Below are 10,851 nucleotides of genomic sequence, written 5' to 3' on the forward strand. Positions count from 1 at the left end.
TGGACTACAAGGACTCGGTGCCTGGCGTTCTAGTCCCATCACATGCCGCGCTGAAACCACCTTGCGCCAGCCATTTTTCTAATGGTTCCGCTTTCAGGGGTTTTGTTATCAGGTATCCCTGAGCCTCTGAACACCCCCAGAGCGTGATTAGGTCCAGAATGCTTTGGGTTTCGACGCCCTCTGCTACGACTCTATAGCCTAATCCTCTAGCAAGCTCGATGAGTGTCTTAACTAGCCGTTTATCTTTTTCGTTGGTGTTGAGGTTGCTGATTAGTGATTGGTCTAATTTAACCGTACTCACAGGCAGTTGCCTTAGATATGTCCAGTTGCTGTAGCCAGTGCCGAAGTCGTCCACGGAAATTTCAATGCCTAACGCGCGGGCGCGCTCAAGCTGCTCAATAACTGTCTTCGGGTCTGACATGAGCATGCTTTCCGTGAATTCAAGCTCTAGATTTTGCGGCAGAAGGGCGCCGTTGTTTATGTATTCTGTAACGTTATTTAAGAACTTAGAGCTCTCAAGATCACTGACAGTGACATTCATGGAAATTCGTAATTCAATACCCTTGCCGAACCACTCCTTAGCTTGGTCAACTACGGCGTCAAGTACCCAGAGGGTAATTGAATGCATCAGCGCAGTTTTCTCTGCAAGTGGGATAAATTCTGCGGGACTGATAGGCCCGAGTGTAGGGTGATTCCACCTAATCAATGCTTCAACATTTTCACATGCTAGAGTAGGTAATGTGACTTTTGGCTGGAAAACCAAGCTCAGCTGATCTTCAGAGCGAACTGCATCAGACAGGGAGCTCAGTAAGGCAAACGCTCGCTGCTGAGCTGCGTCCAATTCAGGTTGATACGTCGCCCAGCCCAAGTTTCGGACCCTGGCGTCATCAGCTGCCCCTACCACTAACCGTAACCAGTCCCTCTCTTCTGCATCGGCGATTCTCAATACTCCAATACCTGTCTGCATGAGTATTGGGATTCCTTGACAATCAACCGGTTCGTCAAAATTTGAAAGAATCTCAAGGCAGAGACCTTCCACCGGCTGGCCACCTTCTAAGAGAAACCCAAAACGCGTTGGACTGATTTTGTACAAAAGAGAATTCTTAGGTAATAAAGACTGAAGTCTATCCTTAACGTTTAGCATTAAATTTTGAGAAAAGCTGTAGCCAAGTGCTTTTACTACGTCATTCAAAAATTTTGGAGATATGACGTCCACAGCAAATAGATCGTGCTGAATACCACTAGAACTTGCTAGTCGAATATCTTCCTCCAGTCTTAGTCGGTTGAAAAGGCCGGTAGGCTGATCAATAAAATTACGGGAACGTAAACCGATAATCCGCAAGACAACGAGTTGAGCGAAATAAACGAGCATCGCTGCATCTCGTTTGCTCATTGGTTCTCGAGGTGAAGTATCTATTATGCATAGGCTACCCAGAGAGAAACCATCACTTGTGAGAAGTGGCGCGCTAGCGTAATAGCGAATGAAGGGCGCGCCGGTGACCATGGGGTTATCTTTGAAACGCTCATCATCCTGCGCATCCAAAACCTCTAACGCCTTCCTGTCGCGTAGAGAGTGTGCGCAGAACGAAACGTCCCGAGGTGTAGTTTGCTGGTCAATCCCGATCCGCGCTCTGAACCATTGGCGGTGCTTTTCGACGATAGAAATCAGGGCGATGGGTGCATTGAAGTATTCTGAAGTCATTGAAATCATTTTTTCGAAGACTTCGTCGTCTTGTTCACTTTGCGGGCAGAGGGTCTCAACGCGTTTTAAGCGTTCTGCTTCGTACTCAGGAAAGTGGGTATTTACGTCCATGACTAACCTCGTGTATCACGACCATATGGCTAAACGGTATCAGATCCCCTGTAGGCCTACGACTCCTTTTACCTATCGCTCCAATAGGTTAGACCCAATCACACGTATGCGCATGCCCCGGATACTACTGTTTTGCCGTTCGAAAGGGTGTTGGCAGAAATTTGGAGAGCCCTGGATAGGTTTTAATCGGCGGAGCTACATGCAAAATTCTGATACCCAAAAAATGTTGCACTGAGTGAGAAAATGAGAGATGATTTGTTCATCCTATCGATCTTGCGCGTTAAGAGTTTACACTGCGGAGCCCGGCTCATATGTCGGGCTTTTTATTGCGCTCAGTTTGTGCAAGGTTGGAAATAGAGCTTCCGACTATAAGTTGGGACAGCGTCATGGTTTTGCGTGGCATGGCACAGACGCATCTCGACGACTTGGCGGAACGGTTCAAGAGGTTGAACGTAGGGCAGGCTGGCAACGCGAATATTCAGTTGCGTGGCTTGTTTTTTATCAGGGCCGAATGTTCGGAGCTTATTCAACAGCCGAACTTGCGCTGAAGAAAATAACGGACATTGGGCACTGCATCAGCATTGACGAGGCTCCAGTCCCTCAAAAATCAAGCGACTAAAGTTTTTATGAAGCCCCGCCTAGAGCGGGGTTTTTATTGCCCACGGAAGGGCGATTCAGCAAAAGGAATTTGCAGATGTTGAAAGAATTCAGATGCGGTGACTGCAAAAGACTTCTCGCCCGAATGGGTGGGTTTACAGAGCTCCAGATCAAATGTTCCCGATGTGGGACGCTGAATCATGTGAAGGCCGCGAGCCTCGAGCAATCGCCCATGAGCGCCATACGCCCAATATAGAGGCCTGAACTTAAATCAGCTCAGTAACGGAGTTTAAAATGGAAAACGCAAACTCAGCGTCTCAAACCTTGCAAGATCTTTGGACTCAAGTACAACCGGTGGATAACACCGGCATGCTTAGGCGCGTGGTTTTTGCGCAAGGCAAGTTTTATGCGGTTGGTGGCAACGGTCTTACCACAACCACTCAGGTTGTCAGCGGAGGCGCAACTGGTACAGCGTGGACCAAGCTTAAGGGCGCCGTCACTTCTGACAGCGGAAAGGTCCTCAACGAGCTGTACTGGAACGGTATTGGGGTAGCGCTTCAAGCCCTTTCTCAATCCGGCAATCTGATCAACGGCGACGCAGCACGCCCTGAAAGGGTTTGGACAGACCTTACGGCAACTGTTCGTGCGTCCGGAGACCTGTAAGGCATTGTGTTTTATCAGCCAACTTCCGGCAACAACTACACCTGGATACTGGTCGGGTCTAGCGGTAAAGTTTTTTCCCGTTATGGCGATTGGTCAGGCCAGGTGGAGCGTACTACGACCTTCACTTCTAGCGAGACTGTGTACTGCGTCAACGTCATTGGCAGTTTTGTGTTGGTTGCGGGATCGAATGGGAAGCTGCTTAGCGCTGTGAAGATTGCGACGGATAACCCGCAAACATTCACGCCCAGAACCAGCACCTTCGGCACTAGCACCATCCTTTCCATGAAGCTTTGCAACGGGAAAATGTTTATCGTAGGTGCGGATGGCAAGATTGCATATTCATCCGATGGGCTTAGCTGGACTGCTGTTGAAGATACCAGTTTCGGTGGAACCATCATCCGCGACATTGCTTACGGTAATGGCAAGTATGTAGCTGTCGGCGACGGCGGCAAGACAGCCGTTTCCGAGGATGGGATCGGCTGGGTTCAGCAAGCCAACACTTTCGCAGGAACCGATATCCGGAGCGTCGCCTACGGCAACGGCAAGTTTATAGCTGTTGGTGCAGGCGGCAAGATTGCTTACTGTACTCCATGATCGTCTATCTTCCTGCGTAATAGAGCCCAGCCGTCGCGCTGGGCTTTTTCATTTTCGGCCCTGCCACCCCTCGCTCTGAGCAGGGAGTGCAGCTTGCTAACCCCGTTTCAAGCAAGTTCTACTGCGCCGTTCGGACGCTTGGGTATTTCATCGTCGTGAATACCACTCTCCGCTTTGATTGATATGCGTTCGGGTGCGCTGAGGGCTAAATACACCGTATCTTCAACGACCTTAGCCACGTTGATTTGGATTTCGTCGCCTATACGCAAGCGCTTATTGGGAGTTCTAGTAATGACTAACAAAAGGCGATCCTCTCTGCTCAATTACTCATTTCGACGTCAATATTCCCTATCCGAAGTAAAATTGATGTAGGAATTATCTGATTTTTTGTGTGGAAATATCTTTTTGTCTCCGCTTCTGAATGATGCGGAACATGCAATTATTGAATCCCAGAATGGGAATAAATGCGGTTTGGAGTGAAGATGGACCCTACTGACCTAGGCCCAGGCACAGCTACCTGGCTGGGCGGTAGTGCCACCGTGGTACTGGGCGGCCTGCTATGGCTGCGCCGGTTTCTTTCTAAGGATGCGACTGACCGAGCAATGGACAGCGCCGATATCGGCACACTGAAGCGACTAAACGAGTTGCTGAACCAGGAGCGCGCCGCTCGCAAAGAAGCCGAGGCCCGCGCCGATCAATTCGCGAAGGAGCGGAATGACCTGGCAGCTGCCGTTGGGCGCATGGAAGGTAAGATCGAGGCGCTCACCAGCCAGGTAGCTCAACTCACTGACCGCGTGACGCAGCAGAGCGATGAGATCACCCGCCTTCGCACCAAGCTGGGAGGAATCGCCTAATGGACAGATGCGCATTGGAATTTATCGCACGCCGCTGGTGGCGCCGGGCTGAAGTTTGGTCCATTGCTGTAGTGCTGGTGGGTGGTGGGGCAGTACTGGGTTACCAAGCCGCATACTGGTCGCTCGCTGATAAGCAGAGCAGCCAAGTGACCGACATGCGAAAAGCCTACGACACCGCCATGACTGAGCGCGACAAGCGCCTAGAACAGCTGAGCCGCCAAACCGGTACCGCCGCCGACCAAGCCACGAAGGCTGCGACGACTGCTGCCAAAGCTGCCGACAAAGCGGACGAAGTCCTAAACCGAGCACCCCAGTGATGGCGTACTGCGGGTGCACTGCTTACTGAGTTAAGCAGATTAGGTTGCTGGACGCCTGAGCAGGCTAGATGAACGCTCAGATCGTCATAAGCAAGAGTAAGTGAGTGCGACATCGCTCTATACGTTTATCGCTTGACGAGGTGCAGCGCGTGCTTCCCTTTTCGAGCAGGACTATGCATTGCTCCATCGAGGACGCTCAGCCGGCGAACTTGCGCTTGAAGAGCAATCATTGCACCTTTGAGGTGCTCAATTTGGTCTATGAAAGATGGATCTTGAGCAAGTGGAGTGCCTTTGATCATTGCGAGGGTACTTGCCAGCTGCCTGTAATTATTTGCGGCATGGGCAAGCTCTCGTTCAATTTCTTCTTTATTCACTAGCGCTCCAAATTTTTTATTTGCACCTAAATATATGTCGGCACTGGCGCTCAGAAAGTTTAATTGGTGTGACGAGCGGCTAACGGTACGCCGTACCCCACGCGCCACATTTTTCGAATGCGCCCAAACGTGGCGCGAGGCTTTGCAACTGAGCAACCTCATCCGACTGCTTCACAGTACGCCAGTGATCCCGGATATCAATTCTGCGGTAAGCGCTATCGACAAGGCTATTGCCGATGCCCCGGCAGCGTTGTCTACCAGCGTTGCTAAAGGCTTGATCATTGGATTGCTCCATGGTCACCATGCAGGCCTATGAGATGGTATCTCAATGGATACCATTGCCCACTAAAACGGCCTGATCGATTGTGACTTTGAAGTAGCCAGCGGTGAATCAACACCGATACTGCTCGCTATCGTCTGTTAATAAATGAGATTTGAGCTTCCACTTTCGCCCGAATGGCGCTGGATTTCCCTTGGAAGTGAATGGTTCCCTTTGGATAGATGTTGATTACCATGCCATCAGGAAATACAAACTGTAGGGCTCCGACCGCATTGACCGCAGACCGACTGGCATCAGGGTATGCATTTTCAATATGCTTAACGAGTCTTCGGGGGTCATGGCATGACATCACCATTTGCTGCTCCTTAGCTATGCGAGTCACATATTTGCAGGTATTAGCTAATTATTTCAAGTTTGGAAAGGTGTGATTTTGAGTTGGCCGAGACCCCCTCCCTCAGCGCTTCATCTGGCCGATCTGCCAGACTTCCTAATTCGCCTAACACCAGCGCCGCAGGTATGGGACTGGCTACAAGCCGAGATACTTGCCGACACCGGCAGCCTTTACAACGAAGACCATGCCCATTTGCTGGATGCAGATATCCGTGTCATGTGGGCGTCGTCGAGCTTCAAGAAACAGGGACTCACAGTTCTTGGCCAGGCCGAACAGGTAGCGTTCCGCGCCGGCGGTTGGCAGAAAGCCCGGATGGAGCAACAGATGCGTGATTGGTTTGGCGAAGTGCCGGCTTTCATCATCACCCTGGCGGCTGACTACTGCGCCCAGTGTAGCGATCTTGAGTTCTGCGCACTGATAGAACACGAGCTTTATCACTTGGCTCACGCGACCGACAAGTACGGTCAGCCAGCATTTACCCAAGACGGCGCACCGAAGATCAAGCTGCAGGGCCACGACGTTGAAGAGTTCGTCGGAGTCGTTCGCCGCTATGGTGCGAGCCCTGACGTTCAAGCATTGGTGGATGCTGCAAATAGTCCTGCCGAGGTGGGGAAATTGAACATATCGAGGGCCTGCGGAACCTGTCTGCTCAGATCGGCCTGATTCTTGACAGGCTCTAGACGGATGAGAATTTATGGCAGCCCTGAAAAATGAGGTGAAGAGCTTCATCGTTCAGGCGCTGGCGTGCTTTGACACCCCATCCCAGGTGGTGGAAGCCGTCAAGAACGAATACGGGGTTGTGGTGAGCCGCCAGCAGGTGGAGACGCACGACCCAACCAAGTCCGCAGGTAAGGGTCTGGCGGTGAAGTGGGTGACCCTTTTCCACGACACCAGGAAGCGGTTCCGAGAAGAGACCGCAGAGATCCCGATTGCCAACCGCGCCTTCCGGCTACGTGGCCTGGGGCGAATGGCTGAGAAGGCCGAGAACATGCGCAACCTGGCGCTGACCGCTCAGTTGTACGAGCAAGCCGCCAAAGAGGTAGGCGACGTCTACGTGAATCGCCGCCTCGAACCTGAAAAGCCACTTGGCTCCCATGCGGACCAGCAGCACGCCGTTGCTGAGTACACCCTGGAGCCTGATGAGAATGTCCCGACTTCCCCGCACCTTTGATCCTCCGGTCAAGCTGACCCCCAAGCAGGCGAACATTTACTGCTGGGGATTTCAGCCTGAGGCTCGATTCCGCGATGCGGTGTGTGGTCGCCGGTTCGGCAAGACGTTCTTGGGCAAGGCCGAGATGCGCCGCGCCGCACGTCTGGCTGCTGAGTGGGGCGTGAGCGTTGAGGATGAGATCTGGTACGGCGCGCCGACCTTCAAGCAGGCCAAGCGCGTGTTCTGGCGTCGGCTGAAGCAGGCTATCCCCGAAGCATGGCGTGCACACCGCCCGAATGAGACTGAATGCTCAATCACACTCAAGTCCGGCCACGTCATGCGCGTGGTGGGACTCGACAACTACGACAACCTGCGTGGCTCCGGTCTGTTCTTCGTCCTGGTGGATGAATGGGCGGACTGCCCGTGGGCCGCGTGGGAAGAGGTACTGAGGCCGATGCTTTCGACCTGCCAGTACACGATTCCGGATGTCGGGGTGCGAAAGGGCGGCCACGCGCTGCGTATTGGCACGCCGAAGGGCTTCAACCACTGTTACGACACGTATCTGGATGGCAAGCCAGGTGGCGAGCCGGATCACAAGAGCTGGCAGTACACGTCATTGCAGGGCGGTAACGTCCCCCCTGAAGAGTTGGAAGCGGCTCGCCGGAAGATGGACCCGCGTACCTTCCGGCAAGAGTACGAAGCTGGCTTCGAGAACTACGCGGGCGTCGTCTACTACACATTCAATCGCGATGAGTGCCGAACCAGCGAGCGAATCAAGCCAGGCGAAGCGCTGCACATCGGTATGGACTTCAACGTCATGAAAATGGCCGCTGTCGTCTATGTCGTGCGTAACGATCTGCCGATGGCCCTGGATGAGTTTCACGGTGTTCGGGACACGCCGGAGATGATCGAGAAAATCCAGACACGGTTCCCTGGGCACTCGGTGGCGGTCTATCCCGACGCCAGCGGGCAGAACACCAGCAGCAAGAACGCGAGCGAGTCAGACTTGTCGCTGTTGAAGAAAGCAAAATTTACGGTGATCGTCGACTCCACAAACCCTGGCGTGAAAGACCGCGTGAACTCGGTGAACGCCATGTTCCTGAATGCCTACGGCGAGCGAAGAATGAAGGTCAACATCGACCAGTGCCCTCAGCTCACCTTGTGCCTGGAGCGACAGACCTACACCGACAAGGGCGAGCCGGACAAAGATCCGAAAAAGGGTCACGACCATATGAACGACGCCGCCGGCTACTTCATCGCCAAACGCTATCCGATCAAAGCGATCGTCACTTCTATCAAAATGGGATACGCCCGATGAGCACCGACATCTCCTTCAAGCGGGCGGAATACACGGCAGTGCTGGATCGCTGGGCTACCGTCCGCGACGTCTGCGCCGGTCAGCACCGGGTTGTCGACCGACTGCCGTACATCAACACACACGATAAGTCCCCGGAGAACGAAGACCGGAATCGGGCTTACCGCGAGCGAGCGGTGTTCAAGAACGCCACCGGGCACACCCGTAACGGGCTGCTGGGCCTGGCCTTCCATAAAGACCCCACGCTCACGGTGCCGAAGAAGCTGGAATACCTGCAAGACAACGCCAACGGCTCCGGAGTGAGCATCTATCAACACTCCCAGGGCACGCTTGAAAAGGTGCTTGAAGCTGGTCGCCACGGTCTGTACGTCGACTATCACCAGGACGACGGCATCGGCGGGCATTCGGTGATCCTGTCTTACTGCGCTGAAGACATAATCAACTGGCGCACGGGCATGGTGAACGGTCACAGCGTGCTAACGCTGGTGGTCCTGCGCGAGTCGCCGGAGATTCCTGACGGCTTCGGCTACAAGACGGCTGAGCAGTACCGGGAGCTGGCGCTTGAGGATGACGGCTTTGTTTGCCGCGTCTGGCGCCGGTCCGGTCCGAAAGGTGGCGGGCCGCTTGCGGTCATCGACGAGTTCAAGCCCGAAGGCGTAACCGGTCGCCTCAAGGAGATCCCATTCACCTTCGTCGGCGCGCAGAACAACGACCCAAGCATCGACGAGTCACCGCTGTACGACATCGCGATGATCAACCTGGGCCATTACCGGAACAGCGCTGACTACGAAGACAGTGTGTTCTGGTGCGGCCAGGCCCAGCCGTGGATCAGTGGTTTGGATGAGCAATGGCGCGACTGGATGGAGAAAAACGGCGTTTACGTCGGCTCCAGGGCGCCAATGATGCTGCCGGCCGGCGGCCAGTTCGGTTACGCGCAGCCATTGCCGAACACTCTGGTCAAGGAGGCCATGGCCGACAAGAACCAGATGATGATTGAGCTGGGCGCGCGGATGGTGGTTGCGTCTCTGTCGTCCAAGACGGCGACCGAGGCCCGCGGCGACCAATCGGCGTCCACTTCGGTGCTCGCCGGCTGCGTGGCGAACGTCAGCGAGGCATACACGAGGGCGATCATGTGGTGCTGTGCCTACATGGGCATCGCTGACAAGAAGGTCGCCTACCAGGTCAACCAAGAGTTCGTAGAGCTCTCGGCTGATCCACAGATGATCACAGCCTTGGTTGGCTTGTGGCAGAACGGCGGCTTTGCGAAAGCTGACCTTCGGGCATACCTGCGCAAGCTCGGCTTGATCGCACCAGAGCGTACTGACCTGCAGATCGACGGCGAACTGGAAGAGCAGGGCGACGGCCTGGGCTTAGACGACGAGGACAAACCAAATGGCGGTAAATCCGGCAGTACTTGATGCCACGATCCGGCACGCGGTCTTTCTCGAAAAGCTGAAGGCGGGGGAGGTGGGCAAATTTGCTCCTTTCCTTAAGGAGATTGACCGGTCTATACGGGATCGGCTGACCCAGTCGGACCTGACCGAGTACAACGTCAAGCGTCTGGAAGCGCTGCTGAAGGAGGTGGATAGCCTGCTGCTGGGCATCTTCGACCGCTACAGCGCGCAACTGAACCTCGACCTGGTGGACATCGCCAACTACGAGGCCGAATTTGAGGCGACCAGCCTTGCCAGGTCGGCGCCGGTTGGCGTGTCGCTGGATGTGGTCGCTCCGACGGCCGCTGTAATCCGCACCGCAGTGCTGACGAATCCGCTCAGCGTGCGCGGCACAGGCGGCGGGAAGCTGCTGAAGGCCTTCATCAAGGGTTGGACCGGTGCAGAGCGTGAACGAGTTACCGGCACCATCCGGCAGGGCTTCTTCGAAGGTCAGACGAACTTCCAGATCATCCGCAACATTCGCGGCACCAAAGCGGCAGGATACAAAGACGGCATCCTGGCCACTACCAACCGCAATGCCAGCACGGTCGTGCGCACCGCGATTCAGCATGTGTCGTCCCAGGCGCGCATGGAGGTCGCCAAGGCCAATACGGATATCGTGGAACAGATCCAGATGGTGGCCACGCTGGACAGCAAGACCAGCCAGCAATGCCGCTCAATGGACAAGCGTAAGTTTCCGGTGGACTCCGGCCCAAGGCCGCCTTTCCACCCTAACTGCCGCACCACCTTCATTCTGTTGACCAAGCTCAGCGCGATGTTCGCCAAGGGCGCAACGCGTGCCTCGGTAGGTGCAGACGGCGGCCAGCAGGTGAGTGCCGACCTTGATTACTATCACTGGCTCCAGCAGCAGCCGGCTTCGTTCCAGGACGTTGCCATCGGTCCTGTCCGGGCCAAGCTGTTCAGGGAGGGCGGGTTGACCGTCGAGCGCTTCGCCGAGCTGCAGCTTGATCGCAACTTTGCTCCGCTGACTCTGGCGCAGATGAAAGAGCTTGAGCCTCTGGCGTTTGAACGTGCTGGATTGGTAACCTGATAGCTCGCATATTCAGGGA

13 protein-coding genes are annotated in these 10,851 nt (G+C 54.7%); 10 read left to right on the top strand and 3 right to left on the bottom strand.

What is annotated here, in order from left to right; genetic code table 11:
* Positions 1-4: 4 nt before the first annotated feature.
* Positions 5-1,813, bottom strand: a complete 1,809-nt coding sequence (locus tag NTD89_RS04225) for a GGDEF and EAL domain-containing protein (protein ID WP_214246973.1) — start codon at positions 1,811-1,813, stop codon at positions 5-7.
* Between the two features lie 694 nt (positions 1,814-2,507).
* Between NTD89_RS04225 and NTD89_RS04230 the strand changes: the two genes are divergently transcribed.
* The 3 genes from NTD89_RS04230 to NTD89_RS04240 are packed head-to-tail and all read left to right on the top strand — an operon-like array spanning position 2,508 to position 3,667.
* A complete protein-coding gene (locus tag NTD89_RS04230) occupies positions 2,508-2,666 on the top strand; it encodes a zinc finger domain-containing protein (RefSeq protein WP_119739704.1) in 159 nt (52 codons plus the stop codon).
* 38 nt (positions 2,667-2,704) lie between these two features.
* Complete coding sequence (locus tag NTD89_RS04235; RefSeq protein ID WP_262206556.1) at positions 2,705-3,073, top strand: hypothetical protein; 369 nt, start codon at positions 2,705-2,707, stop codon at positions 3,071-3,073.
* A gap of 6 nt (positions 3,074-3,079) precedes the next feature.
* Complete coding sequence (locus NTD89_RS04240) at positions 3,080-3,667, top strand: hypothetical protein (RefSeq protein ID WP_262206557.1); 588 nt, start codon at positions 3,080-3,082, stop codon at positions 3,665-3,667.
* A gap of 107 nt (positions 3,668-3,774) precedes the next feature.
* Here the strand turns inward: NTD89_RS04240 and NTD89_RS29455 are convergent, their stop codons facing one another.
* Positions 3,775-3,990: a carbon storage regulator gene (locus tag NTD89_RS29455; protein WP_106578020.1), complete on the bottom strand. Its 216-nt coding sequence runs from the start codon at positions 3,988-3,990 to the stop codon at positions 3,775-3,777.
* 159 nt (positions 3,991-4,149) lie between these two features.
* On the opposite strand from NTD89_RS29455, the gene NTD89_RS04245 reads away from it, so the two are divergent.
* Complete coding sequence (locus tag NTD89_RS04245) at positions 4,150-4,521, top strand: chemotaxis protein (protein ID WP_025856073.1); 372 nt, start codon at positions 4,150-4,152, stop codon at positions 4,519-4,521.
* A complete protein-coding gene (locus NTD89_RS04250; RefSeq protein WP_262206558.1) occupies positions 4,521-4,838 on the top strand; it encodes a hypothetical protein in 318 nt (105 codons plus the stop codon). The genes NTD89_RS04245 and NTD89_RS04250 overlap by 1 nt, the downstream gene beginning before the upstream one ends.
* A 125-nt stretch (positions 4,839-4,963) precedes the next feature.
* Here NTD89_RS04250 and NTD89_RS04255 read toward each other — a convergent pair whose 3' ends face one another.
* Entirely contained in the window at positions 4,964-5,212 is a 249-nt protein-coding gene (locus NTD89_RS04255) for a hypothetical protein (protein WP_124417350.1), read from the bottom strand.
* Between the two features lie 710 nt (positions 5,213-5,922).
* Between NTD89_RS04255 and NTD89_RS04260 the strand changes: the two genes are divergently transcribed.
* Genes NTD89_RS04260 through NTD89_RS04280 form a run of 5 tightly spaced genes read left to right on the top strand, consistent with a single transcriptional unit; the run spans position 5,923 to position 10,832 of the window.
* Entirely contained in the window at positions 5,923-6,546 is a 624-nt protein-coding gene (locus NTD89_RS04260) for a putative metallopeptidase (RefSeq protein WP_262206559.1), read from the top strand.
* 31 nt (positions 6,547-6,577) lie between these two features.
* Complete coding sequence (locus NTD89_RS04265) at positions 6,578-7,054, top strand: DUF2280 domain-containing protein (protein ID WP_119739709.1); 477 nt, start codon at positions 6,578-6,580, stop codon at positions 7,052-7,054.
* A complete protein-coding gene (locus NTD89_RS04270; RefSeq protein ID WP_106578024.1) occupies positions 7,029-8,351 on the top strand; it encodes a terminase in 1,323 nt (440 codons plus the stop codon). The genes NTD89_RS04265 and NTD89_RS04270 overlap by 26 nt, the downstream gene beginning before the upstream one ends.
* The gene (locus NTD89_RS04275; protein ID WP_106578025.1) at positions 8,348-9,766 is read left to right on the top strand and encodes a DUF4055 domain-containing protein; all 1,419 of its coding nucleotides are present in this window, start codon (positions 8,348-8,350) and stop codon (positions 9,764-9,766) included. Before NTD89_RS04270 ends, NTD89_RS04275 begins: the two co-directional genes overlap by 4 nt.
* Entirely contained in the window at positions 9,741-10,832 is a 1,092-nt protein-coding gene (locus tag NTD89_RS04280) for a minor capsid protein (RefSeq protein ID WP_106578026.1), read from the top strand. Before NTD89_RS04275 ends, NTD89_RS04280 begins: the two co-directional genes overlap by 26 nt.
* Positions 10,833-10,851: the final 19 nt, after the last annotated feature.

Source organism: Pseudomonas sp. 14P_5.3_Bac1 (assembly GCF_025466135.1).
In the GTDB taxonomy this organism is placed as follows: domain Bacteria; phylum Pseudomonadota; class Gammaproteobacteria; order Pseudomonadales; family Pseudomonadaceae; genus Aquipseudomonas.